A 24,842-nucleotide genomic window follows, 5' to 3' on the forward strand; every position below is an offset into this window, starting at 1 on the left:
TCAGATGTCGTGCACACAGGGCCCGGGAAAAGTTGTTGCAATGAGGCAGTCGGCTACTCGACAGGGTGCTGCGAAGCTCTGGGTTCGCGACCGTCGGTGGCTTTTTTGAAGAGCATTCCGTTGGCGCAGTACTCGGAGTCGGCCGGGGACTTGTGCTCGACGTACGGCACAGTGCCGGTCTTGCCGTTCCGGCCGAGCAGCTTGACCTCGCCGAAGCAGTCTTTGCAGCGAAACTCGGTGTCGTTGTCGACGAGAGCGACGGCTACAGGCTTGACTTTCCAGAAAGGCTCATAGCCTCCGCCCGCTTTCATGCGACGGCGTTTTACTTCGCACTCATAGATCTTTTCGCGTTCGAGAGCCATTATTGTCCCGTTCCCCCGACCGTCATGCGATCGAGCTTTACTGTGGGCATGCCTACGCCGACCGGCACACTTTGCCCCGCCTTGCCGCAGGTGCCGATGCCTTCGTCGAGTGCCAGGTCGTTGCCGACCATCGACACATACTTCAATGCTTCAGGGCCGTTGCCGATCAGCGTTGCACCCTTCACGGGCCGTGTTACCTTGCCGTCTTCGATCAGATACGCTTCGCTGGCCGAGAAGACGAACTTGCCGTTGGTGATGTCGACCTGTCCGCCGCCGAAGTTGACCGCGTAGAGGCCGCGCTTCACGCTCTTGATGATGTCCTCGGGCATGTCTTCCCCGTTGAGCATGTAGGTGTTGGTCATGCGCGGCATGGGGATGTGGTGATAGCTCTCGCGGCGCCCGCTGCCGGTGTTGGGCATGCCCATCAGGCGGGAGTTGAGCTTGTCGGAGAGGAAGCCCTTGAGGATGCCGTTCTCAATCAGCGTGGTCTCTTGCGTGGGATTTCCCTCGTCGTCCATGTTGATGGAGCCGCGGCGTCCGGGCATCAGGCCGTTGTCGACGACAGTGACCTTGGGGCTTGCGACCTGCTGGCCGATGAGTCCGGCGAAGGCTGAGGTTTTTTTGCGATTGAAGTCGGCTTCGAGGCCGTGGCCGACAGCTTCATGCAGCAGAACGCCGGGCCAGCCGGGGCCGAGGACGACGGGCATCTCGCCTGCGGGTGCATCGACCGCTCCGAGTTGGAGTATTGCGGTGCGTGCGGCCTCGCGGGCGTGGTGTTCGGGAGATTTGTCGCCTTCGAAGAAGTCCATGGTGACACGTCCGCCGCCGCCGCTAGTGCCGCGTGCGGTGTTCACGCCGTCTTTGGCGATGACGAAAACGTTGAGCCGTGCGAGCGGCTGCGTGTCCGAGGCGAAGGTGCCGTCGGACGCGGCGACCAAGATGCGGCGAAGCTCGTCGTTGAAGCCGGCGCGGACCTGGGTGATGCGGGAGTCGTAGGCGCGGGCGGCCTTGTCGGCGCGTTGAATCAGGGCGAGTTTGGCTGCGATCTCGGCATCGCTGGTGGCTCCCGCAACAGGGTAGAGCGAGGGGGTGTCAGTCTGGCGGAATCCGCTCATCAGCTCTTTGGCCGGGCCGCTGGCGATCAGGGCTGCGGTTCGGGCTGCGCGGAGCAGACGCTCGCTCGAAAGATCGTCGGTGTAGGCGTAGCCTGTGCGTTCGCCCGAGACGACGCGGATGCCGCAGCCGACGCTGATCCCCTGGCTCGCCGACTTGACCAGGGACTCGTCAATGCCTAGCGATGTGGACGTAACTGACTCAAAATAAAGGTCTGCATACTCGCCTCCTGCGGAGAGGGCCTCGCCCAGGCAGCGTTCCATCAGGCGTTCCGACAGACCAAGTTTTTCGATGAAGTAGCGTTTGTGGTCCGGTGCGGGTATGGTCATCTAGATTGATTCTAGGCTTCCAAGGGAGCCGCGGCAAATAAATCCCTCGCAGAGATGCCGCTGGAGTATGCTCGTCGCCCTCTCTTTTTCGCGAAAATCAGCGTGCTTTCGGGCTCGTCTCAGCGCCCGTGCGACGGGTCGGCGGAGCCCGAAACACTAAGATCCAACGGGAAATTCGGCAGATCGGGAGCGTAGCAGTTGCCGTCCGCGGCGTAGGTTTTGCCGCAGGCCGCAGTGATCTCCTTGCGCCGTGGAGACTGAGCGTACTGCCACGCTGCGATGTCGGGAGTACCGCTGGAGTCGAGCGGAGGGGGCTGCAGGCTGCATCCGTTGGCGGGTGGACAGGCGTCCTGGTAGACCCACATCGAGATCTGGTGCAGATGCTGCTCGGCCACCTGCTCGCGAATATTCTGCACGGTGGTAATGGTCTTGCCTGGGCTGTCATTGACCGGCTGGCCGCTGCCATAGACTCCGGACAGATAGTCCGAGTGGGCGACTGCCTCTGTCCACGCAAGAAGATAGCCAGACTGGTCTGCGGTGAGGCGGCCGCCCTCCTCCTGATCCAGAAAAATGATCGTGTGGGCAGGGAAGAGTTCGCGCGCGGCTGCGGCGACGGCTGCGGCGGCGTCCCTGGCTCCCAGCGAGGCGGGCGATGTTCCGGAGCGCTTTGCCCTTTTGATCTCCGACTCAAACCGGCCGTTGAACAGCACCAGGAAGCCGAAGCCATGACGCATCAACGCCTCTCGCTTGCCGACCCAACCGTTCTGTCTTTCGCCGGGAGGATTGTTGAGCCAGTAACCCACGAAGGTGAAGTGTCGTCGCAGCGCAGGCAGTGTTGCGTCCTCCGGGTAGTCGTTGCTGTCGAAGCCAACATAGCTGCCTGCTGCGCCCCTGGGCTGGTTCGCTTCAGATTGGTTCGCTTCAGATTGGTTCGCTTCCGTAACCGCATGACTCAAAGCCGCAGCGGTAGACTGCTGCGCATAAACGGTGGTGGCGGCAAGAATCAGGGCGAGGCATAGAGCGGAAAGTCGCATAAAGGAAAGCTTCGATGAGGCGCAACTGAATCTTCATGGTAGGTTACACAATTTCGTGTGCTAAGTTGCTGGTAGAGGTATGGAGGCGAGGCCATGGCGCTTACCGATGTAGACCCAAGATATCCAATAGGCGATTTTGAAGCGCCAGCAACCATCTCTGTGGACGAGCGTACCGGGGCGATTGCAACGCTCGCGGAGCTGCCCGAACAGCTGCGCAATGCCGTGGACGGATTGAGTTCGGCCCAGTTGAGCACGCCCTATCGCGAAGGGGGATGGACGCTGCGGCAGGTGGTGCATCACGTCGCGGATAGCCACATGAACGCCCTCGTTCGGGTGAAGCTCGCGCTGACCGAGGACTGGCCGGCGGTCAAGCCCTACGATGAAGCCGCCTGGGCGAAGCTGCATGACATGGCTGCGCCGGTGGAGTGGTCCCTGGAGCTGGTGGAGGCGCTTCATGCGCGATGGGTGATGCTGTTTCAGTCTCTCGACGAACGGCAATGGCAGCTTGGGTACAACCATCCTGAGGATGGCCGCGTCACGGTGGAGTTGTGTGCGCTGATCTATGCCTGGCACTCGCGTCATCACGTGGCCCACATCACGCATCTGCGCGCGAAGGAAGGGTGGTAGCGGGCTTCCCGCGTATGCACCCTATTCAGATTGCTACGATGCCGAGCGAGATCGATCGCTGCTTTCCGGTCATGCGCCAGCTTCGGCCCATGTTGGCTGCGGAGGAGTTTGTTGGCCGCATTCAAACCCAGCAAGCCGAGGGATATCAGCTCGCCTATCTTGAGTCGGATGGCGCGATCGTGTCGCTCGCCGGCTTCCGCATGCAGAATCTGCTGTGGAGCGGCAAGACGCTCTACGTCGATGACCTGGTGACGGACGAGGCGGCGCGCTCGAAGGGACATGGCGAGTCGATGCTGACGTGGCTGATTACGTTGGCCAAGGAGGCAGGATGCACCACCTTCATGCTCGACTCGGGAACGCACCGGCACGAGGCGCACGCGTTCTACTTCCGCCACGGCCTGCGCATCTCCGACTTTCACTTCAAGCTTTCGTTGTAGATTCCGCATCGGCTTTCCCTCTCGCAGATGTGCTAACGTTCGGCTATGCCGCCAAGAGCCTCCTCCGCGGAGCCCGTGCAGACGGTGGAACAGATATCCGCCGCCCTCGAAAACTTTCTAGCAGAGTCTCCCCGCGCCGTCGTGCTGGAGGATGGCAAAGTACTCTTCGATATGCGCGAGGCGAAGTACAAGCTCGCGACCGAGCATGGCCGCTGCACGCTGCATCTGTGGGGAGAGGACCGTAATCTCGTCCGGCGAGTGAGCGGTACGGTACTGCGCAATGGCGTGCTGCGACTGAGCACGCACCGGTTCGGGCAGACCAAGCCTCAGACTCTCGAACTTGTAACCGATCGCGATCGCCGCACGCCATCTACCCGCGAGGCGACGCGGGTGAAGTATCTGCGTGTGCTCGAGCGCGTTCTTCTGCGCACCTTCCCCGAGTTCAAGGTGGACGGGCTTCGTACGGCGATGGATCTTGAGAAGAGCTTCGGGCCTGCGTATGCGCGTGGGTCGCTGCTCCAGGGGCAGAAGGCGTGGGCTGTGATCGCCGTCAATGAAGAGGAGACGCAGGCAACCGTCGATGGCATCCTGACGCTGGGGATCTTATGGCTGCAACACTGCCGCGAGTCGGGCGATGGGCGAAGGCTGTATCAGGGGTTGAAGCTGATTGTGCCGCGTGGCATGGCGATGCTCACACTCTCGCGGATGGCGTGGCTGAACCCGTTGGTCGCACAATGGGAGTTGTGGGAGCTGGACCAGCGGTCCGAAGAATTGGAGCAGCGTGACGCCGCAGACCACGGCAACCTTACCACCCGCCTGATGCATGCACCCAATGAGCAGGCCGCGCACGAGCGATTCGCCGGGTCGAAGCAACGTGTGATGGCGCTGGTGCCGGAGACCATGCGAGAGGTGGTGGAGCAGCGGCTTCGCAGCGGGACGGAGCTTGCGTTTCTGCTGCATGGCCTCGAGTTTGCGCGGGTGCGAATGGGCTACTCGGGCAACTCCTTCAATAGCGCACAGGAGATCACGTTCGGTGCTGGTGCAAACGAAACTCCGCTGGTCGAAGAAAACGAGAACGATCTGCGAGAGCTGGTGGCGCGATTATTTGCGCGACGCATTGCAGGAGGCGACAAGCGCGATCCACTCTATCGGATGCAGCCCGAGCGCTGGCTCGAGAGCGTGTTGCGGCGTGACGTGGAGCCGCTTGATGCGCGCCTCGATCCGAAGCATGTTTACACGCAGGTGCCTGCGTTCGCCGCAGCGGATCGTGGAATGCTCGACCTGCTCGGCGTCACTGACGATGGCCGGTTGGCGGTCATCGAGTTGAAGGCCGACGAAGATCTGCATCTGGCCCTGCAGGGGCTTGATTATTGGGTCCGGGTGCGATGGCACCATCTACAGAATCCCGACAACGCCACTGGCCTCGGAGAGTTTCAGCGACATGGATACTTCGGTGGGCTGCGTTTGTCGACCGAACCTCCGCGACTCTATCTGGTAGCTCCCGCGCTGCGAGTTCATCCGGCGACGGAGGTTATTTTGCGCTATCTTTCGCCGCGGGTCGAATGGAGTCTCGTCGCGCTGGACGAGCGTTGGCGTGCCAAGGTGAAGGCGGTGTGGCGCAAACGCAACACAGACGCTGGATCACATTCGACGCATGTGCTGCAGGGAAGAGTCTGATCGTCAGTCCTTCAGGGCACGATGCGAAAAGGTGAAGATATCGGGACGGGAGTAATGGCCTGTCACATCGAGCGCCATGCTCTCGCGGTCAATCCAGGTAAGGTCGAGGTCGGCAACGATGAGCTCTTCGCGATCGTAGATGGGTTCGACGATATAGCTCGCGTCAGGGGCGATGATTGCGCTCCCGCCGCGCTCCACCCATGTGTCCTTCACCTCATGCGGAAGATCCGAGGGAAGGTCGCTGGTCGGCATCATCAGGCCTACAGCGAGGACGAAGCATCGACCCTCGAAGGCATAGTGGCGGCTGGCCAGTTGAGCCATCTCATTCGCAGTGGGCCAAACGGCGATGTGGATCTGTTCGCCTGACTCATGCATGGCCATGCGTGCCAGCGGCATCCAGTGCTCCCAGCAGATGAGGCCGCCGACACGCGCGTTCGCGATCTGTACGGAGGCGAGTCCGCTGCCATCGCCGTTGCCCCAGACCATGCGCTCGGTGAAGGTCGGGACGAGCTTTGGATGATGATTGGCCAGACGGCCCTCAGGCGAGAGGGTAAGCAGGCTGTTGTAGAGTGTCCCCTGTCCGCGCCCCGCGTCGACTCGCTCGTTGATCCCGATGACGATGCCGATGCCAAGGTCGCCGGCAGCGTCGGCAATCGCTTTCACCTCCGGGCCGCTGACGGAGATGCTGTTTTGTCTCAACTCCGCGAAGACGCGTTTGGTCGGCTTGTGGTTCCACAACCCCGCTGTGGGGCAGACGTCGAGCCAGACAGGATACCCGGGAAACCAGGTCTCGCCGAACACCACAAGCTGTGCGCCCGCGCTCGACGCCTGCTGGATGAGATCAAGCGCCTTGGTCAGGCTCGCTTGTTTGTTGTGATAGACCGGAGCACTTTGAGAGATGGCGACGCGAATGCTGCTGGGCTGAAACATCTTTCGTTTATATAGGCAAACGCGAGGGAGTGGGATTAATCGCAGTAAGCTGCCGCTACGGCGAGAAGCTGCTCGTCCTGCGTCACCGTCTCGGGATGGTGCACGAGGTCGTCTGCGCGATTCGCGAAGAAGCTCTCGATCGCACCGAGAACTGCGTCGCCGTTCTTCGATTCGAAGATCTGTTTGCGCAGTGCGCCTCCGCCGGGCACGCCGTGCGTGAACCAGCTGGCGAACTGCTTCATCTTGCCGACGCAGTCGCGATGGCGCTGCTCGCGTGCGACCTGCCCTGCGGCAGTGATGGCCTCCGCACGTGCGGCTTCGGCTCGCTCTTCGATGGCGATCTCGTCGACCAGCATCTGGAAGTAGGTGCGGATCATGCGATAGCGGTCCTGGTCGGTGGGAGGGTCGTAGGTGCCTACGCCGGTGGCCTCTTTCGACGCGGTGTACTGCGCGATCTGGCGGAAGATCCACGGATTCGACGGCGCAGTGCGGCCGATCATCACGGCGTCGCAGCCGGTAACGTCCACCATGGCGGCAGCGTCCTCCGGGGTGCGGATGTCGCCGTTGCCGATGACCGGAATCTTCACGGCGTCTTTGACGGCAGCTATGTACTCCCACCGCGCCTGGCCGGTGTAGCCGTCTTCGCGGGTGCGTGCGTGCAGGGCTACTGCGTTCAGGCCGCAGTCCTCGGCCATCTTCGCGAGCTCGACGCAGACGATGTGCTTGTCGTTCCAGCCCATGCGGAACTTCACGGTAAAGGGAATGGAGACGGCGGCGCGGACGGTCTTGAAGATGGTCTCGATGAGCGGCAAGTCCCGCAACAGACCCGAGCCGCCGTTGCAGGCAACGACGCGCTTGGCCGGGCAGCCGAGATTCAGATCGACTAGGTCGAAGCCTGCGTCCTCGACGATGCGTGCCGAGTCGGCCAGCGTCGCGGGGTTCGAGCCGAAGAGCTGCGCGGAGATGGGGTGTTCGTCGTCGTAGTAGGTGAGATATCGTTTGCGCTTGGTCTCGCGCATGCGGGAGAGGCCGTCGGCGGAGGTGAACTCCGTCATGATGAGGCCGCAACCAGACTGCTGGTTCGAGGTAATGCTGTCGACGTTGGCCGAAGAGTCTGCAAGTCCGTCGGCGGGAGTCGTAAACTGGCTGGCGTTTTTGATGAAGCGGCGAAACACCGTGTCCGTCACCCCGGCCATGGGAGCAAGCACCGTCGCAGGCGCGATCTTCACGTTACCGATGGTGAAGCTCGCAGGCACGCGGGAGTGTTCGGGCATTGTGTGCTCGGCTGGATCGTCCCAGCGCTTCTGCTCGAGGGTGTAACGCTTCTTCATGGCAACAGGTCTTTGTGATCCTTGTTCGTGACTAGTGTAGACAATTTTGACAAGGCAATTTAGGCAAAACAAAGGCCCCCGCGTTCCTGCGGAGGCCCTTGGGTGATGTAGGCGTCCGCTTATTTTGCGGCGGTCTCGGCGGTCTCGGCCTTGCCGGCGTCCGACTTGGCGAACTTGCGGCGGAAGCGCTCGACGCGGCCTGCGGTGTCGATCAGCTTCTGCTTGCCGGTGAAGAACGGGTGGCATGCGGAGCAGATTTCGACGACGATGTCGCCCTTGTGCGTGGAGCGGGTCTCAAACGTGTTCCCGCAGGCGCACTTGACGTGGATGTTGTCATACTTCGGGTGAATACCTTCTTTTGGCATGATCAGAGTCCTTTTCTCAATCTTGGGGTATGCCTGCCGGCTCGCGGATCGCTTGCAACGGAAGAGTTCACGTCACATCGAAGGGCCTGTCGCGCCGCCGCTTGCGCCTTTTCGGAGCGCTCAAGCAGTTTCCTCAGTTTAACTCAGATTCGCACAGGGGGCAATTGGATTCAGATGCTGCCATACTGAAGGGACGGCCATGAGTGAAGTTTGCACGATATGCGGTGGGGCGGGGATGCTGGTCCTGCAGGAGGATGGCAGGCAGTTCGTCAAAGACTGCGTCTGCCGGGTGCAGCGGCGCGCCGAACGAATGCTGGGCCGCGCCCACATCCCAAAGCGTTATGAACACTGCTCGCTCGAGAGCTACGAGACAGACTTCCCCTCTTCTAATCGGTCGCTCAGTCTGGCCCATCTTCGCGCACGGAAGTTCGTCGACGGCTACCCTGTGGAGACTGTTGGAACCGGGTTGTTGCTCACCGGTTCGATCGGCGTAGGCAAGACTCATCTCGCTGTGGGTATACTGCAGGCGCTGGTGGCCGAACGCGGTGCGACCGGACTCTTCTTCGACTACCGCGACCTCCTGAAGCAGGTGCAGAACAGCTACAACAACAAGGTCTCTGCCACCGAACTCGAGGTACTGGCGCCGGTCTTTGACGCCGAGGTGCTGGTGCTCGACGAACTGGGCGCGTCCAAACCCACGGACTGGGTATGGGACACGGTCGCGCACATCCTGAACACCCGCTACAACGACCGCCGCACCACGATCATCACGACCAACTACGCCAACGCAGGGCCCCTGGGCACCGAGAACGGCCCACGCGGCGCGATGCGCGAGGAGACCCTCGGCGACCGGATCGGCGAACGCATGCGCTCGCGTCTGCAGGAGATGTGCGTTGTCGTGGAGATGCAGGGCGAGGACTTCCGCCAGAAGGTCAAACGCGCCAGCTTCGCTTAGGTCTTTGTCGTTTCGAGATTAGATAGCGGCTGTTTCAAGCGGGAGGGCGGCGGGAGCTTCAAGCAACCAGAACGTGTACCCGACAAACTTAGAGCAGCGTAAACAGCAGAAACAAGCCAGCCGTCAGTGCGGCGAACTGGTACATCCGGTCGGCCGCGACGGGAACCGCAACCGCTTCGGCAGCCTGCAGGCCGTTCGGATCCATCGCCGACAACGGAAGCTGCTGCGTAAGATCGATTTGCTCGTTCATGCCTGGCCTCTCCCTCAAGTCGCGCCCAAATGCCGTCGGGTAAACACTGGTGCAAGTGAATTACCGACACTCTATAGATGTTCCTTAACGCGAGAATGCACCAAGAAGTTCTGGTCTTGGCGTGAAAATTCGTCAAAGTTTTGTTGCAGGCTATTGAATGATTCCTTTTGATAACCCATACGAGGGGTGTGACACGGCTCCGGGGGTACTAGCCATCAGGCGGTATAAAATCTTCGCTTATGAGCGAACAGCGTCGTCCCCTCGATTCCCCGGTTAATCCATCTGGTTCCTCTCAAAGCGCCCCGATCCCGGCAGGAAGCAGCGACACCATTGGCCGTCAGCCCGCGATGTTCGAGAGCAAGCCGCCGGAGGGAGGCGGGGTGCCGGTCGCAGCATGGGGAGTGGCGGGGTTGGTCGTGCTGGTGGTGCTCCTCAGCCTGGTCTTTGTCACGCGCCACAAGTCTCACGCGGCCCTCAACACGATCCAGCCGCTGGCCGCCTACGCCACCGAGCTTCCCCTCTCGCAGCTTGCGATGAGCGAGTCGACCAGCCTCTCAGGAGGAAAGTCGACCTTCATCGACGGTCATATTCAAAACGCAGGCGGTCAGACCGTCACCGGCGTCACCGTCCAAGTCATCTTTCGCAACGACGAGGCCATGCCCCCGCAGGTGGAGACGCTGCCGCTATCAGTGGTCCGGATGCGTGAGCCCTACATCGATACCCAGCCCATAAGCGCGGCTCCCTTGAAGCCGGGCGAGGAGCGGGACTTTCGCCTTATCTTCGAGACAATCCCGACTAACTGGAACACGCAAATGCCCGAGATTCACATTATTAGCGTGGACGCAAAATAGCCGCTCCCCTGAGAACGAGGCAGGTCATCGGGTAATAGTTACCTGGCAATCTGGAAGATTTTGCGTGAGTCGGTTGTAATCTCCCGTCAGGCAGAAACTTTCCATTCCCTCCAACCCATTTCCTTTCTGCTGGTTGACACGTTTTAGCAGTTTGGCACGCCACCTGCTCTAGCCAAGTGCATGTTGACGTCTGGAACACAGGCGCAGAGTCAGAACAGGAGAGCAGACCAAATGATGAAATCCGGAAGCACTTTCGGCCTCCCAGCTTTACTCTTAGGCAGTGCATTGGGTATCTCGGCATTCGCTCAGAGCAGCACCCAGACCAGCACTCCCGCTACGCAGACCAAGGACTCTACAGCAGCCAACTCCACCTCGGGCGCAATCAATCCCGACGACAAGGCCACCTACGCCACCGGCAAGCCCCTGACCGATCAATCGAAGGAAGGCTTCTGGGGTCACATGAACCCCTTTGCCCGCAAGAAGTGGGTATCTCGGCAGACCGCTCCCATCAAGGATCAGGTCAACGAGCTCGATCAGCTTCAGTCCAAGAACGCTAATGACATTAAGGACGTAGATTCCCGTTCGCAGGCAGGCATCAAGAACGCAATGAGCGCGGCAAATACTGCCGATCAGCATGCTCAGGATGCCGCGAATCGTGCCAACTCCGCCCAGACCCTCGCCGGCAACGCAAGTAGCCGCACCGACGCTCTTGGCAACACAGTCGGAAATCTTGACCAGTACCAGACCGTCTCGTCGACCTCGGTGAAGTTTGCCTCGGGCCGCACGGCTCTCGGGCCGACCGGTAAGTCGGACCTAGACAACCTCGCCACCACCCTCGCCAGCGAGAAGGGTTACATCATCGAAGTGCAGGGTTACAGCAGAGCTGGTGTCCAGACCTCGCAGGCGATGGCTGACTCCGTCGTCCGCTACCTCGTCACCGAGCATCAGGTTCCCGTCTACCGGATCTACAAGACTGGCCTCGGCAAGAACACTGCCAAGCCGGCCGATGGCGAGCAGGCAGTCGTGAACGGTGTTCGCGTCACGCTGCTTCACAACAGTCTGGCATCGATGAGTTCCGACTCGGCGTCCAGCGCAACAGCAACGCCAAAGACCTCCCATGCGGGAGTAAGTTCACCGCAAGAGGTGAATCAGTAGCCCTCCCCCAGGACGGTGCAGTTAGTCCGCACCGTCCGCAAGTTTGCCGAGATAGCGACCTAGAGCGCACTCGCAAAAACCTCTCCTAACCAGAGAGAACCAAGGCAGATTGGCCCCTCGTTGAGGGGCCGCTTTTTTTAAGTGATAAATGTCCTGCCGGACGGGCCCACTGCGCGTGGGGCGGGCGTTCGCACGCCTTTTTAGAGCTTCGCGTGGTCCTCCCGTTGGTCGGAGGGAAAGATTGATTTCGACCAACGGGAGAACCGTCGAGGTTCATCCTGCCAAGACAAGGTATACGCGTCACGAAGTGACCGCCTCCCGCGCAGGGAGCCTGTCCGGCAGGACATCGCCTCTACCGAACAGCAGCATGCACAGCCAGCAACTGCTCCAGCACAGCCTTCAAATGCTTCAGATGAAGCGCATTGGCTCCGTCGGACTTCGCCTCCGCCGGATTGTTATGCACCTCAAGAAAGACACCATCCACCCCAGCAGCGACCGCCGCACGAGCCAGCACCGGGATAAACTCCGGCTGTCCACCGCTAACGCCGTTGCCCGCAGAGGGCGTCTGAACCGAGTGCGTGCCATCGAAGACCACCGGCGCAAACCCCCGCATCACCGGCAGCGAGCGCATATCTACCACCAGATTGTTGTACCCGAAGCTCGCACCGCGTTCCGTTAGCGAGACGCGATCGTTTCCGCTCTCACGAATCTTCTCCACGGCATGCCGCATGTCCCCCGGCGCGACGAACTGGCCCTTCTTCACGTTGATCGCGCCGCCGGTCTTCTTCGTCGCCTCGGCTGCGGCGATCAGCAGATCTGTCTGACGGCAGAGAAACGCAGGAATCTGCAGCACATCCACAGCCTCGGCCACGGCTTCGCAGTCGAACGCAGTATGAACGTCGGTCAACACGGGCAGCCCCGTGCTCTCGCCGATTGCGCGCAAGATCCGGCAACCCTCCACCAGCCCGGGCCCGCGAAAGCTCTTGATCGAGGTGCGATTGGCCTTATCGTAGCTGGCCTTGAAGATGTAAGGAACGCCGAGGTCGGAGACGATGCGCTGGATCGCGTCGGCCATCATACGTGCATGGCTCTCGGACTCGATGACACACGGTCCGGCGATGAGAAAAAGCTTGCCCCGGCCAACCGGGACCTGATGGGCTACACTGCCGATGTCGAAGGAATGAGTCACATCGTTCATTTGACCATAGCCCGCGACCCCGCGTCTGTGCCTGAGATCGTGTCGCTTAATTCTTCAGCGACCGTCCCAGCCCGGAGAGCACCAGCGTCATGAACGAAAGTCCGCGGCGGCTGTCTTCGCTCGTAGCCCGCCTGGCAAGCTGCAACAGGCTCGGTGCCTCTCGCTCCGCTTGATGCTCCTTGGTCGCATGCGCCATTGCCTTCGAGAGCTGATCAAGCACCTCTGGATCGAGTTCGGTCAGGATCTTCGCGGCGGTCAGCAGATTACGGATCGCCGCGATCCCCTCAGGCTGCGCCGCATACTTTGACAACGTGTTGAAGATCGTATCTTTCGCACCGATCGCGCCGTGCAGCAGGCTCAGCAGGCCCTTCCGGTGCGCCTCTTCGAGCACATCGTAAGCCAGCAGGAGCGCCTCCGCATGTTCCTCTGGAGCCTTCTCAAGCTTGCGTGCAAGATCCGCCTTGAAGTCGACAGTAATCGGTTTGAAAGCAATTGGCTTGGCCATAACAACTCCTGAAAGTTGAAAAACAACTCCTGAAAACGAAAGAAATTAGACGGTAGTAGACGCAATCTGAACGAGTTTGTCGGCAGCCGCTGTTCCCGGCAGATGGTAGTCCTTGCGCGCCCACTTGCGTTCAATCTCGAGACCGGGCTGCGGCGTACGCGTGCCATAACGGAAGTTCCGGCGCGGCAAAGGATTCTCCCCCTGCTCCGGCAGCACCGTCATGCTCGCAGCTGTCTCCTTGAACGCAGGCGTATGCGTCGCGCGATCAGTAAAACTGCTGGTCAACCTGTTTACCGGCTCCTCCACCGAGTTCAACGTCATGTAAAGCTGCTTGCCCTTCACGCGCTCCGACACCAGCACCTGCACCCGCGCTTTGCCATGGGGCGAAGTTATCTGCACATAGCGGCCCGTAGTCACGCCGCGCTCTGCTGCCAGCTCCGGCGATACCTCAATCCAGCTGTTCGGCGTAATCTCCTTGATCCCCGGCGTGCGGTAGGTCATGCTGCCCTGCTCAAAATGCTCCAGCAAGCGGCCATTGTTGAGGTGCAGATCGTAGATCGAGCTCGTCTCCTCCGAGGGCGGAATGTACTCGATCGGATAAAACCGCGCCTTGCCATCAGGGAAGGGGAAGCCCTCCGTAAACAACAGCGGTGAGTCGGTTCCGTCCGCATGCACCGGCCACTGCAGGCTGTCGAAGCCCTCCAGCCGCGTATAGCTTACGCCTGCAAACAGCGGAGTCAGCCGCGCCACCTCATCCATAATCTCGGAGGGATGCGTGTACTTCCAATTCCCGCCCATTCGATTGGCGATCAGCTGAATAATCTCCCAGTCGGCCTTCGACTCTCCCAGCGGATCCATCGCCTTGTAGATGCGTTGAATGCGACGCTCCGTGCTGGTGAAGGTTCCGTCTCTCTCGAGCGAAGCCGCCGCGGGAAGCACGAGGTCGGCATACCGGCAGGTCTCCGAAAAATTGATGTCTTGCACGATAAAGAACTCGAGCTTCTCAAGCGCACTGGCAACGTAGTTCGCGTTCGAGTCCGAGGTGATTGTATCCTCGCCCTTGATATACAGCGCCTTCAACGTACCAGCCAGAATCGCCTCCACCATCTGGTGATTGTCTTTTCCCGTCGTCGTCGGCAGCGTAACACCCCAGTCGGCCTCGAACTTCGCGCGAACCTCCGGGTCATCCACCTTCTGATAGCCGCTGAAGACATTCGGCATCGAGCCGTAGTCGCTGGCTCCCTGCACATTATTGTGGCCGCGCAAGGGATAAGCACCCGCCCCAGGCCGCATGTAGTTCCCGGTCACCAGCAGCAGATTCGAGAGCGCCGTCGCCGTATCCGACCCGCCGCAATGCTGCGTCACACCCATCGCAAACAGGATGCAGGTGCCGTCTGCCGCCGCAATCTCATGCGCTACGGTGGTCAGCGTGGCAGCAGGAACACCGGTAATCTTTTCGGCATACTCCAGCGTGAACGGCTCAAGCGACTTCTTGAACTCGTCGAAGTGATTCACCCACTTGTTGACGAAGTCCATCTTCGCCAGGCCGCTGTCGATGATGTACTTCGACACCGCACACATCCATACAGCGTCGGTCGAAGGGTTCGGACGAAAGAAGATGTCGGCGCGTTCGGCCATCTCATGCTTGCGCAGGTCGGCGACGATCAGTCGCTGCCCGCGATGTTTATGCGAGCGCTTGATACGCGTACAAAGCACGGGATGATTCTCCGCAGGATTAGCCCCAACGATTACCACCAGGCCGGCCTTCTCGATATCTGCAATCGAGCCCGAGTCGCCGCCATACCCCACAGTGCGCTGCAGTCCCATCGTCGCGGGATTCTGGCAGTAGCGCGCACAGTTGTCGACGTTGTTGGTCCCAATCACCGCGCGAGCCAGCTTCTGCATCACAAAGCTCTCTTCATTGGTGCACTTTGAAGAAGCAATAAAAGCCAGCGCGTCCGGCCCATGTTCGTTCTTGATCCGTTTGAAGGTGTGCTCAATGATGTCGAGCGCCTCGCTCCACTCGATCTCGCGAAAGCCTTCCCCATCGCGCAGCAGCGGCTTCACCAGCCGATCGTCCGCGTTGATATGGCCCCACGCAAATTTACCTTTGATACAGGTCGAGATGCCATTTGCAGGTCCATGCGTGGGTTCGATCTTTAGAATGTGACGCTCTTTGGTCCACACCTCGAAGCTGCATCCCACCGCGCAATACGTACACACTGTCTTGGTGCGCTTGGTGCGCTCGTTGCGCATCTCCGACTCCATCTCAGAGAGCGAAAGGATTGGCCCATATCCAATCGGCGGCTCGACACCCTTCACCACATCAATCATGTTGTTCAGCGTCGCCGCCGGCAGGTCGGTCAGGTAACCCGCCTCGCCCAGCATCGACTTCTCCATCAGCGCGTTGCATGGGCAAACCGTGACGCAGTGCCCGCACGAGACGCAGCTCGAGCCCTCAATCTGCGTTCCGCCATCCCACAGCACCCGCGGATGTTCGCTCTCCCAATCGATCGTTAACGTCTCATTCACCTGGACGTTCTGGCACGACTCCACGCAGCGCCCGCACAGAATGCACTGGTCCGGATCGTAGCGGTAGAACGGATTCGACATATCCTTCTCATACGGCTTCCGCTTGTACTCACGGTGCTGATGCTTCACATCGAGAACGGCCGTCGTATTGTGGATCGTGCAGTTCTGATTGTTGTTGTCGCACACCGTGCAGTACAGCATGTGGTTCTCGAGGATGCGGTCGAAGGCCTCGCGCTGCGCAATGTCGACGGTCTCACCAGCGGTCTCCACATTCATTCCTGCGGCCACTCTGGTCGAGCATGCCCGCGCCAACTCACCGTTTACCTTCACCAGGCAGGTGTCGCAGCTCTCGATAGGACCCATCTGCTTCAAGTAACAAACCTGCGGCACGGGCTTCTGCGCATTTACCGCAGTGCGCCGATTCAGCAAGTCGATCAGCAGCTCCCCGGACCGGCCAGGCACCTGCAGTCCATCAATGGTCAACTGTGTATTCGGAGTATGCTCGGCGGGGGTATTCAGCAGCGATTTCGTAGTAGCCATAAGCCCTCTAGGTTGCGAAGCAGAAGAACAGGCACCTCTCCCGTCCGGCCACTCCGTCTCTCTCCACATTACACCCAACGCACACCGACAAAATTGTGACAAAAAGTGCACCCGGCAAACGGTTTTGGAGCATCCAAAGTTCTTCACGATCGACATACTAGCTAGCCATCGCCCGGTTCTCCCCACCGCTCCCTCACCAACACCAGCCCCTCTTCGGTGGTTGTCACCGCGCCCTCAAGTTGAGCATCCTCCGCAGCCTCCAGCATCTCCTTGAACTGCGGACTCGGACGATATCCCGCAGCGATCAGATCCCGCCCCGTCACCAGCAGCTTCGGCCGTATCTCTTCGACCGGTACAGCTTCATACCGCTCCCGTGCAAACTCATACAGCCGCAGATCGCCATGCGCCGACATGCAGTCCATCCAATGCAGCCTAAGGTGTTCATCGAACTTCGGCAGCCGAAGGAACCGCTTCAGTGTCGACTCGCGCATCTGCAAAATGTCACCAAAACGCATATGATTCTTCACCAGCGCAACGATCTGTTCGGTCTCCTCATTCGAAAAACGCAGCCGCGCGAGAATCGCCTCAGCGATGCGCACTCCCACCTCAACATGCCCATCGAAGCGAATGCGGTCGCCAGGCTTCTTCGCGTCAGGCGGGCGAAATGTAGCCGGCTTGCCGATATCGTGTAGCAGCGCACCCCATGCCAGAGTAGGTGATACACCGGGTTGCAGCTTCTCGAGCAGAAGCAGCGTGTGCACCCACACATCGCCCTCCGGATGGAACTGTGGCGGCTGCTCCACTCCGCGCATCTTCACAGCCTCGGGCAGGATGTGCTGCAACAACCCGAATTCATACAACATCTCGAACGCCCGCCGCGCATGTCCCTCCGTCAACATCAACGTCAACTCATCGCGAATCCGTTCCAGGCTGACCTGCGTAATCTCCGTTGCAAGTTCTTTGATTGCCCCAGCTGTCACCGAGTCAACTTCGAACTCCAGCCGAGCCGCAAACCGCACCGCCCGCAGCATCCGCAGCTTGTCTTCGGTAAACCGCTCCTTCGCGACGCCAATCGTCCGCACCCGATGCTTCGTCAGATCCTCGCGCCCACCAACGAAATCTAGAATCGCCTCTTCGCCAGACCCCGCCAGTGGATCGAACAACATTCCATTGATCGTGAAGTCGCGCCGCTGCACATCCTCATGCGGATCGGTCGAAAATCTCACGGCATCAGGCCTTCTCCCGTCGCTGTAGGCTCCATCATGCCGAAATGTAGCGACTTCGGTAGCAATCTCCCCACCGTCTTCATCCGGCGCGCAAACCAGCACCACTCCAAAGTGCGCCCCCACCGAATAGGTCTTCGCAAACGTTCCCATCACTACATCCGGCGTCGCGCTGGTCGCCACATCGAAGTCCTTCGCCTCAACTCCAAGCAGCAGATCGCGCACACATCCGCCAGCAAAGTAGGCTGTATACCCCGCCGTTCGCAGAGCTACCACGATCTCTCGCGCCGCCCGGTACCTCGCGTTCTCGCCCCAAAGCTCGCTCATGCTTCCCCTATGATAGAGAGATGCGCGAAAGTCCCCAAAGCGGCGAGAGGAATAGCCAAACGACGGGCGAAACGACCGGCCTCGGCACGGGTCTTATCCTCGGTATCGAAAGCTCCTGCGACGAGACCGCGGCCGCCGTCGTCCGCGCAGGCAGCGAAGCCCTCTCAAACGTTGTCGCCTCTCAGATGTCGCTCCATGCCAACTACGGCGGTGTCGTTCCCGAACTAGCCTCCCGCGAGCACTTGCGCAACATCGTCCCCGTCGTCCGCGAGGCCATGTCCCGCGCCAGCGCTGTTGCCGGACACCCCATCACCTTCGCCGACCTCGACGCCGTAGCCATCACCGCAGGCCCAGGCCTAGCCGGAGCGCTCCTCGTCGGCATCACCTACGCGAAGGCGCTCACCTTCGGCCTCGACAAGCCGCTCATCTCCGTCAACCACCTCGAAGGCCACATCCACGCCGTTCTCATGGAGACGCGTCAGCGAAGCGAACTCCCCATGGAACTCCCTTTACTCGCGCTTGTCGTCTCCGGTGGCCACACTCACCTCTACCTCGCCACCCACGAGCAGGGAAGCGAGACAATATGGACCTACCGCAACGTAGGCCGCACGGTCGACGACGCCGCCGGCGAAGCTTACGACAAGGTCGCCAAGCTCCTCGGCCTGGGCTACCCCGGCGGCCCCTGGATCGACGCCCTCGCCCCTCACGGCAACCCCCGCGCCGTCCCCTTCATCTTCGCTGAGATCAAACATCGCGCCCCCCGCCCCGGAGTCACCAACAAGAAAGCCCCCGCCAACACCGCAGGCCCGCACTTCGACTTCTCCTTCAGCGGCATCAAAACCGCAGTTCTCCGCTACGTTGAAACCCACCACATGCGCGACAGCATCGAAGCCCGTCGCATCGCCCTCGCAGCCGATCCCACGCTCACCCCGAAGTCCGCAGCAGCCGTAAAGCTCTGCGACCAGCAGACCCTCGACCTGATCGCTTCCTTCCAATATGCCGTCGTCGGCAATCTCCAACGCCAGACCTTCGCCGCCGCCGCAGCCCTTGGCGCGCACAGCATCGTCGTCTCCGGTGGAGTCGCCGCCAACAGCGAACTACGCCGTCGTCTCCAGGCCGAAGCCGACCGCCGCAACCTCACCATCGCCTTCCCGTCCTTAGCCCTCTCCACCGACAACGCCGCTATGATCGCCGCCGCCGCCTGGCCAAAGCTCCTCGCTCGGGACTTCGCCTCCGAAGACCTCGGCGCAGCCCCCCAGCTCCGCCTCGGCCAGCAGTAACCCCACCCGGCACAATTTGCCCCGCGATATCAGCTAAAATCATCAGGGAATCTCAAGCGAGAGCAGTCTGCACCGCGCCACGCGCCGGCTGCGGCAGGATACTAGAGCAACGTGGCAACCATAGAACTCTTCAACACCCTCGGCGGAAAGATCGAAACCCTCGCCCCCGTCGACCAAAAAGCTCTGCGAATGTACTGCTGCGGCCCCACCGTCTACGACTACGGCCACATCGGCAACTTCCGCACCTTCCTCCACGTCGACGTGCTCCGCCGCGTCATCCGCCAGCAGGGCATCCCCGTCGAGCACGTCATGAACATCACCGACGTCGACGACAAGATCATCCGCAACGCCGCCGCCGCCGGCGTCCCCATCGCCCAGTACACCAAAAAGTTTGAGGATGCTTTCTTCGAGGATCTCGACGCCCTCGGCATCCAGCGTCCCGAGTACATCTCCCACGCCACCGCCTGCATCCCCGACATGGTCTCGCTCATCGAGCAACTCGCCGCCAAAGACATCGCCTACCAGGCCGAAGACGGCAGTTGGTACTTCCGCATCGCGCGCTTCCCCGAGTACGGCAAGCTCTCCAAAAAAGACTTTGACGGCATCGAAGACGGAGCCCGCGTCGACATCGACGAGTACGAGAAGGACGCCGCCCGCGACTTCGCCCTCTGGAAGGCCGTCAAACCCGGCGAACAATCCTGGGAGACAGCCCTCGGCACCGGCCGCCCCGGCTGGCACATCGAGTGCTCTGCCATGGCCACCAAGTTCCTCGGCGACAACATCGACCTCCACGCCGGCGGCGAAGACCTCATGTTCCCGCACCACGAGAACGAGATCGCGCAGTCCGAATCTGCCTCCGGCAAACCCTTCGTCCGCCACTGGATGCACGTTCGCTTCCTGCTCGTCGAAGGCAAGAAGATGTCCAAGTCCGAAGGCAACTTCTACACCCTCCGCGACCTCCTCCTCAAGGGCTATCGCGCCTCCGCCATCCGCTTCCTGCTCATCTCCGTGCCCTACCGCCACCAGATGAACTTCACCTTCGACAGCCTCATCGAGTCGACCAACGCCATCGACCGCCTGCGCACCTTCCACCAGCGCATGCTGAAGGGCGGCTTCCTGCAAGGATGCGACCAGGCTCTCTCGTTGCTCACAGGCGAGGCAAAGATGGCGTACACCATCGCGCTCGCGAATGACCTCAATACAGCAGAAGCCCGCGCCGCCATCTTCGATCTCGTTCGCGCCGCCAACACCGCAGCCGACACCGGAATGCTACGCAGCGAAAACGCGACACAGATCATTGAGGTCCTCGAACTCTTCGACGGAGTCTTCGCCGTCCTCGAAGACCGGGACGCCGCCATCACTCGCGCCGCGCTCACCTGGGCCGAAGCCGAGGGCCGCATCGACGAAGCAGCCCCTGAACTCGTTGCCACCCTCGCCTTCTCCGACGCCGCCATCGACGCCCTCGTCGCCGAACGCACTCAAGCCAAAAAGACACGCAACTTCGCCCGCGCTGACGCCATCCGCAACGACCTGCTCCAAAAGGGCATCCTAATCGAAGACTCCAAAGATGGCGTCCGCTGGAAAAGAAAGTAAAGCCCACTATCAAAGAGTTCCGGCGCTGCCGAGGCTACATGGTCTAGGGGTTTCCCCATTCATATGACACTTTAGGAGAGCAATTCTTCTCTGTAATCTCGAAGACTGCTTGGCCGGTTTTTTGGTCTTTAGAATGGGCAAGCATGGCAATGCGAATCATTCCATTCGCATCAGAGTGGATCACGTCTTCCTTTGTTGCGTCTGAGACAAACCGATAGTGAATATCTGTGTTAGGCCTGTATCCTTCACCTGATAGAAATGCCAACTGAAAATTGGCACTTAAGCGGGTCGCTGTCAGACTGCATCCTTTGTTATGTGCCTCAACAGGATCAGGTACGATCATCAGGCCGATTTTTGTCTGACCTGCTGTGAATACGAGTCGCGACGGTTCACCCTTAAGTGGTTGAAATGTAAATTCGATCGGATTCATCCGGCTTCTTGGCGTCCCCACATTCGTCTGTCGTTCTGCCGGCGCAGATAAGCACTCCGTCTTTTCTCACTGAAATGCCATCGATGTTTTCAGACAATTTATCTGCTCCAACGGGCAACTGCCATGATGTTAGTAGCGTATTTTCCGGAACACCTTTGAGGAAGATTTGGTACCTAACTACCAAGTCTTTTCCAGAGCTACCTTGTCTCGCCACCTCTTTAGCTGTAATGCTCATTCCGATAGGAGGAGGAGAGGTAAAAGCAACCTGCAGATCCATAAGGTGCTGAACATACCTGGATTTGTCGGCTGGTGTGAGAGGGCCCTGTTGTGCCTCAGCTGTTTGAAAACTTACAACGCCACCGCTCGCCAGGAGCAGCAGGGTAGAGAGCACGTGGCAACTAATCATGGAAAAGAGTTTATCTCAGCCGTTTTGGCAACTCCGTCTCACACTGTTGGGCATCGGAATAAGACCGGTTTTGCTACACCTTGCACACGTTATTCGCAACGACCTCGCTCCCACGGCATCCTAGTAGGAGTTCCAAAGATGGCGTACGCTGGAAATACAAATAACATGATCCCTTCGCATGCAACTCGTGACTTGATTGCGTTCCTTTTCGTCCTAATACTGTCTCTTACAGTAGCTGCTCAAACTCCCAGCTCCAACACGACCGAGTGGGAGAGCGAGGCACTCAAGCTGCGCCTCTTCTATCCCTCCGACCTCGTCAAAGCCGATCCCGAAAAAGTCCTGCACGACGGCCATCTCACCCTCTTCAACATGGACAACCCAAAGCTCACCGCCGAGACCCACTGCCTGCGTCCCGCACTCCTGCTCGAGCTCCCACAGTCCGGCCCCGCGCAAACCACAAGCACTCAACCCACCCCGGACGGCGGCACGCAGGTCACCATCACGCCCGCGATCACCGCATCCATCCTGCTGGCAGAGCTCGACGTCGAGTGCCTCAACGCCGAGCACGAGAGTAGCAGCACCACCCTGCTCAGCGACCTCGCCGAGATCGTCAACAAGGTCCCCGGCATGAAGCCCATCGCGCCACCCTCCTGGTACAACGTCGGCTGGCAGAAGGTTCACATGGCCGCCGCGCAAGGCCCAGCGCAAGGTCCAGCCCAGCCGCAGGCATCAGCCACAGACTCTGCAACCCAGCCCACCGTTCCGCAGGCGCTCTACACCATGGGTCTCTCCACCAACTGGAACAGCCACCTCCTCGTCTGGTACTTTTCTTCGAACAACATCGACACGCTCAATCGCATCACCAAGACCGCCGTCCGCTTCGGCCGCGCCGAGGCCGCGCCGCTCTACCCACTTCCCATGGGCACCGCGGCCCCCTAACTTTTTCTAACCCGAACACGCAGAGAACACACGCAGAGACCAATGACCAAAGATCTTCTCCCCATCGAAGCCATCGTCGAAAAGCTCAACCTGCCTGAGAAGTACGTCGAACGCCTCGGCCGCTACGGCGCCAAACTCACGCTCGACCTCCTCGACGACCCCGCCTTCCCCGTACGCGGCAAGTTCATCCTGGTCACCGCGACCACGCCCACCCTCTCGGGCGAAGGCAAGACCGTCACCTCCATCGGCCTCGTGCAGGGCCTCGAGAAGATCGGAAAAAAAGCCATCATCACCTCGCGCGAACCCTCCCTCGGCCCGGTCTTCGGCATGAAAGGCGGAGCAGCCGGTGGCGGTCGCTCGCAGGTCGAACCCGCAGAAAAAATAAACCTCCACTTCCACGGCGACTTCCACGCCATCACCTCCGCGCACAACCTCCTCGCCGCGCTCATCGACTCCCACCTCTTCGACGGCAATCCACTCGACCTCGATCCCGACGCCATCAACTGGCCGCGCACGCTCGACATGAACGACCGCGCCCTACGTCACATCATCGTGCAGGCAGGCGGAAAACGCGACGGAGCCAACCGTCACACCGGCTTCCTCATCACCGCCGCCAGCGAGATCATGGCCATCATGGCGCTCGCCGCCAGCCGCGAAGATCTGCGGCTTCGGCTGGAAAGAATCGTCGTCGGCTCAACCCGCAGCGGCAAGCCCGTCCTCGCAAAAGATTTAAACGCCACCGGCGCAATGATGGCGCTGCTCAGCGAAGCCATCCTTCCCAACCTCGTCCAGACCACGGAGGGCACGCCCGCGCTGGTTCATTGTGGACCCTTCGGAAACATCGCCCACGGTACCAGCTCCGTCCTCTCGCACCAGATGGGCCTTCGCCTCGCCGACTACGTCATCAACGAAACCGGCTTCGCCTCAGACCTCGGCTTCGAAAAGTACATGGACATCGTCATGCCTTCTTCCGGCATCAAGCCCTCCGCCGCGGTCCTCGTCACCACGGTGCAGTCGGTTCGCACTCAGGGCGCAGGCGACCTTGAGGCCGGATTTGAAAATCTGAAGAAGCACATCGCCATCGTCCGCGGCTTCAACCTCCCCGCCATCGTAGCCATCAACCGCTTCCCCAACGACACCGACGAAGATCTCAAGTTCCTCGAAAAGTACTGCGAAGCCCAGGGCGCAGCCTTCGCCCTCTCCGAGGCCTTCACAAAAGGAGGAGCCGGAGCCGCCGCGCTCGCCGAGAAGGTAGTCAGCGTCATCGCCGCCAACCCCAGCGTCACGCCCATCAGCACCTACGTCCCCAGTGCCTCGCCACTCGAAAAGATCACCGCCGTCGCGCAAAAAGTCTACGGTGCAGCCAACGTCGAGCTCTCGCCACAAGCCAAAGAGAAACTCGCCCGCTTCACAAAGTGGGGCTACGGCGCGCTCCCCGTCTGCATCGCCAAGACGCAGTACTCCCTCACCGACGACCCCAAACTGATGGGCGCACCCACCGGCTGGACCCTCCACATCACCGACGTCGTGCTCTCCGCAGGCGCAGGCTTTCTCGTCGTCATCTCCGGCAGCATGATGCTAATGCCGGGCCTGCCCAAGTCCTCCCGCGCGATGGACATCAACGTCGACGCAGCAGGCGAGATCATCGGCATGTCCTAGCCATATCGGTGACAATCCTAAGCAGTCTCTCGTGCCGACCAACGGGAGGAAGCCAAAGTTCGTCTTACCGAAAAGAGGTATACAAGTCACGAAGTGACCGCTCCACGCGCAGTGGGCCCGTCCGGCAGGACAACTCTTTCGATTTAATCCGCGCAGCGAGCTACACCGGCATCTCAAAGCTACTTCACCCAGTTCGGCCCGATAAACTCCCGCAGCGTCTCCGGGGTAGCCCACTCCGCCTTCCCGGCAAATCGCTTCACCCACTCAGCACCCTCGCCAATCCTCACGCGATCCGGCGTAAACTCCGGCGAAAGCGTATTCACCATCAGCGCGAAGCTAGCTCCCTCATGCAGCCGCAGCGCCTTCCAGCAGCCACCCGGCACCGCCACTACTGGCCGCTGCCCCGCCGCATAGTCGAACCCAAGCGTCACCTTCTCCACACGTCCCTCCGGATGAAAGATGAAGTAGTCCACCGGCCCACCCTCCACCAGGATGTGCGTATCGTCCGGCTCCAGCCAGTGGAGATAGTTGATCGGCCTCTCCCGCGTAAGCATGTAGTAGTTCTGGCTCTGCACCGCGAGCATGCGCCCACCAACCGTCACCTTCTGCGCAGAGACTCCGATGATCCCCAGATACCCCGACTCCTTCGGCAGCACCGACAGCTTCAGCGTACGAATCAACTCCCTCGCGCGCGCATCTGTCGCTGGAGTCGCCCCCTGCAACCCACCGATAGTGGCCACGCAAACCGCGGCAAGCAAAAAGCGCCTCATGCCCGCAGACTAGCAGACGACAGC

The 24,842-nt window shown here is 60.4% G+C and carries 24 protein-coding genes; 10 read left to right on the top strand and 14 right to left on the bottom strand.

Annotated features, from left to right (window positions below):
* Positions 1 to 53 precede the first annotated feature (53 nt).
* The 3 genes from HDF10_RS07145 to HDF10_RS07155 all read right to left on the bottom strand — a co-directional run bounded on the left by HDF10_RS07145 (position 54) and on the right by HDF10_RS07155 (position 2,838).
* Entirely contained in the window at positions 54 to 362 is a 309-nt protein-coding gene (locus HDF10_RS07145) for a hypothetical protein (RefSeq protein WP_183811975.1), read from the bottom strand.
* Positions 362 to 1,804 carry a metalloprotease TldD gene (gene tldD / locus HDF10_RS07150; RefSeq protein ID WP_183811977.1) on the bottom strand — a complete coding sequence of 481 codons (1,443 nt, stop codon included), beginning with the start codon at positions 1,802 to 1,804 and terminating at the stop codon, positions 362 to 364. Before tldD ends, HDF10_RS07145 begins: the two co-directional genes overlap by 1 nt.
* A 119-nt stretch (positions 1,805 to 1,923) precedes the next feature.
* Positions 1,924 to 2,838 carry a glycoside hydrolase domain-containing protein gene (locus tag HDF10_RS07155; RefSeq protein ID WP_183811979.1) on the bottom strand — a complete coding sequence of 305 codons (915 nt, stop codon included), beginning with the start codon at positions 2,836 to 2,838 and terminating at the stop codon, positions 1,924 to 1,926.
* Positions 2,839 to 2,931: 93 nt separating this feature from the next.
* On the opposite strand from HDF10_RS07155, the gene HDF10_RS07160 reads away from it, so the two are divergent.
* The 3 genes from HDF10_RS07160 to HDF10_RS07170 all read left to right on the top strand — a co-directional run bounded on the left by HDF10_RS07160 (position 2,932) and on the right by HDF10_RS07170 (position 5,579).
* Positions 2,932 to 3,465 (top strand): YfiT family bacillithiol transferase, encoded by a 534-nt coding sequence (locus HDF10_RS07160; RefSeq protein WP_183811981.1) that lies wholly within the window; start codon positions 2,932 to 2,934, stop codon positions 3,463 to 3,465.
* A gap of 38 nt (positions 3,466 to 3,503) precedes the next feature.
* Positions 3,504 to 3,902, top strand: coding sequence for a GNAT family N-acetyltransferase (locus tag HDF10_RS07165; protein WP_260177711.1), 399 nt, complete (start codon positions 3,504 to 3,506; stop codon positions 3,900 to 3,902).
* An 84-nt stretch (positions 3,903 to 3,986) separates the two neighbouring features.
* On the top strand, positions 3,987 to 5,579 hold the full coding sequence (locus tag HDF10_RS07170) for a hypothetical protein (RefSeq protein ID WP_311732691.1): 1,593 nt from the start codon (positions 3,987 to 3,989) through the stop codon (positions 5,577 to 5,579).
* A 3-nt stretch (positions 5,580 to 5,582) separates the two neighbouring features.
* On the opposite strand, the gene HDF10_RS07175 is transcribed toward HDF10_RS07170, so the two are convergent.
* The 3 genes from HDF10_RS07175 to rpmE form a co-directional block, all read right to left on the bottom strand.
* On the bottom strand, positions 5,583 to 6,509 hold the full coding sequence (locus HDF10_RS07175) for a carbon-nitrogen hydrolase family protein (RefSeq protein ID WP_183811987.1): 927 nt from the start codon (positions 6,507 to 6,509) through the stop codon (positions 5,583 to 5,585).
* Positions 6,510 to 6,544: 35 nt separating this feature from the next.
* Positions 6,545 to 7,840, bottom strand: coding sequence for a tRNA dihydrouridine synthase (locus HDF10_RS07180; protein ID WP_183811989.1), 1,296 nt, complete (start codon positions 7,838 to 7,840; stop codon positions 6,545 to 6,547).
* Between the two features lie 119 nt (positions 7,841 to 7,959).
* Positions 7,960 to 8,205 carry a 50S ribosomal protein L31 gene (gene rpmE / locus HDF10_RS07185; RefSeq protein ID WP_183811991.1) on the bottom strand — a complete coding sequence of 82 codons (246 nt, stop codon included), beginning with the start codon at positions 8,203 to 8,205 and terminating at the stop codon, positions 7,960 to 7,962.
* Positions 8,206 to 8,404: 199 nt separating this feature from the next.
* Between rpmE and HDF10_RS07190 the strand changes: the two genes are divergently transcribed.
* Positions 8,405 to 9,160 (top strand): ATP-binding protein, encoded by a 756-nt coding sequence (locus HDF10_RS07190; protein WP_183811993.1) that lies wholly within the window; start codon positions 8,405 to 8,407, stop codon positions 9,158 to 9,160.
* Positions 9,161 to 9,248: 88 nt separating this feature from the next.
* Here HDF10_RS07190 and HDF10_RS07195 read toward each other — a convergent pair whose 3' ends face one another.
* Positions 9,249 to 9,410 carry a hypothetical protein gene (locus tag HDF10_RS07195; RefSeq protein WP_183811995.1) on the bottom strand — a complete coding sequence of 54 codons (162 nt, stop codon included), beginning with the start codon at positions 9,408 to 9,410 and terminating at the stop codon, positions 9,249 to 9,251.
* Between the two features lie 239 nt (positions 9,411 to 9,649).
* Between HDF10_RS07195 and HDF10_RS07200 the strand changes: the two genes are divergently transcribed.
* Together HDF10_RS07200 and HDF10_RS07205 are read left to right on the top strand one after the other, a co-directional pair.
* Positions 9,650 to 10,261: a DUF2393 domain-containing protein gene (locus HDF10_RS07200; protein ID WP_260177712.1), complete on the top strand. Its 612-nt coding sequence runs from the start codon at positions 9,650 to 9,652 to the stop codon at positions 10,259 to 10,261.
* Between the two features lie 231 nt (positions 10,262 to 10,492).
* Complete coding sequence (locus HDF10_RS07205; protein WP_183811996.1) at positions 10,493 to 11,416, top strand: OmpA family protein; 924 nt, start codon at positions 10,493 to 10,495, stop codon at positions 11,414 to 11,416.
* A gap of 352 nt (positions 11,417 to 11,768) precedes the next feature.
* Here HDF10_RS07205 and kdsA read toward each other — a convergent pair whose 3' ends face one another.
* The 4 genes from kdsA to HDF10_RS07225 form a co-directional block, all read right to left on the bottom strand.
* Positions 11,769 to 12,614 carry a 3-deoxy-8-phosphooctulonate synthase gene (gene kdsA, locus HDF10_RS07210; protein WP_183811997.1) on the bottom strand — a complete coding sequence of 282 codons (846 nt, stop codon included), beginning with the start codon at positions 12,612 to 12,614 and terminating at the stop codon, positions 11,769 to 11,771.
* 46 nt (positions 12,615 to 12,660) lie between these two features.
* Positions 12,661 to 13,119, bottom strand: coding sequence for a helical membrane plugin domain-containing protein (locus tag HDF10_RS07215; RefSeq protein ID WP_183811998.1), 459 nt, complete (start codon positions 13,117 to 13,119; stop codon positions 12,661 to 12,663).
* Positions 13,120 to 13,164: 45 nt separating this feature from the next.
* Positions 13,165 to 16,191: a formate dehydrogenase subunit alpha gene (gene fdhF / locus HDF10_RS07220; RefSeq protein WP_183811999.1), complete on the bottom strand. Its 3,027-nt coding sequence runs from the start codon at positions 16,189 to 16,191 to the stop codon at positions 13,165 to 13,167.
* A 161-nt stretch (positions 16,192 to 16,352) separates the two neighbouring features.
* The gene (locus HDF10_RS07225; protein ID WP_183812000.1) at positions 16,353 to 17,741 is read right to left on the bottom strand and encodes a CCA tRNA nucleotidyltransferase; all 1,389 of its coding nucleotides are present in this window, start codon (positions 17,739 to 17,741) and stop codon (positions 16,353 to 16,355) included.
* A gap of 20 nt (positions 17,742 to 17,761) precedes the next feature.
* Between HDF10_RS07225 and tsaD the strand changes: the two genes are divergently transcribed.
* Both tsaD and cysS read left to right on the top strand, forming a co-directional pair.
* On the top strand, positions 17,762 to 19,021 hold the full coding sequence (tsaD, locus tag HDF10_RS07230) for a tRNA (adenosine(37)-N6)-threonylcarbamoyltransferase complex transferase subunit TsaD (RefSeq protein WP_183812001.1): 1,260 nt from the start codon (positions 17,762 to 17,764) through the stop codon (positions 19,019 to 19,021).
* Positions 19,022 to 19,132: 111 nt separating this feature from the next.
* Entirely contained in the window at positions 19,133 to 20,614 is a 1,482-nt protein-coding gene (gene cysS, locus HDF10_RS07235; protein WP_183812002.1) for a cysteine--tRNA ligase, read from the top strand.
* A 43-nt stretch (positions 20,615 to 20,657) separates the two neighbouring features.
* Here the strand turns inward: cysS and HDF10_RS07240 are convergent, their stop codons facing one another.
* Positions 20,658 to 21,044, bottom strand: a complete 387-nt coding sequence (locus tag HDF10_RS07240; RefSeq protein WP_183812003.1) for a hypothetical protein — start codon at positions 21,042 to 21,044, stop codon at positions 20,658 to 20,660.
* A complete protein-coding gene (locus HDF10_RS07245; RefSeq protein WP_183812005.1) occupies positions 21,010 to 21,435 on the bottom strand; it encodes a hypothetical protein in 426 nt (141 codons plus the stop codon). Before HDF10_RS07245 ends, HDF10_RS07240 begins: the two co-directional genes overlap by 35 nt.
* A gap of 153 nt (positions 21,436 to 21,588) precedes the next feature.
* Between HDF10_RS07245 and HDF10_RS07250 the strand changes: the two genes are divergently transcribed.
* Complete coding sequence (locus tag HDF10_RS07250; protein ID WP_183812007.1) at positions 21,589 to 22,389, top strand: hypothetical protein; 801 nt, start codon at positions 21,589 to 21,591, stop codon at positions 22,387 to 22,389.
* A gap of 42 nt (positions 22,390 to 22,431) precedes the next feature.
* Entirely contained in the window at positions 22,432 to 24,048 is a 1,617-nt protein-coding gene (locus tag HDF10_RS07255; RefSeq protein WP_183812009.1) for a formate--tetrahydrofolate ligase, read from the top strand.
* A 179-nt stretch (positions 24,049 to 24,227) separates the two neighbouring features.
* Here the strand turns inward: HDF10_RS07255 and HDF10_RS07260 are convergent, their stop codons facing one another.
* Positions 24,228 to 24,806, bottom strand: coding sequence for a cupin domain-containing protein (locus HDF10_RS07260; RefSeq protein ID WP_183812011.1), 579 nt, complete (start codon positions 24,804 to 24,806; stop codon positions 24,228 to 24,230).
* Positions 24,807 to 24,842: the final 36 nt, after the last annotated feature.

This window comes from Tunturiibacter empetritectus (assembly GCF_014201375.1).
Lineage (GTDB): Bacteria > Acidobacteriota > Terriglobia > Terriglobales > Acidobacteriaceae > Edaphobacter > Edaphobacter lichenicola_D.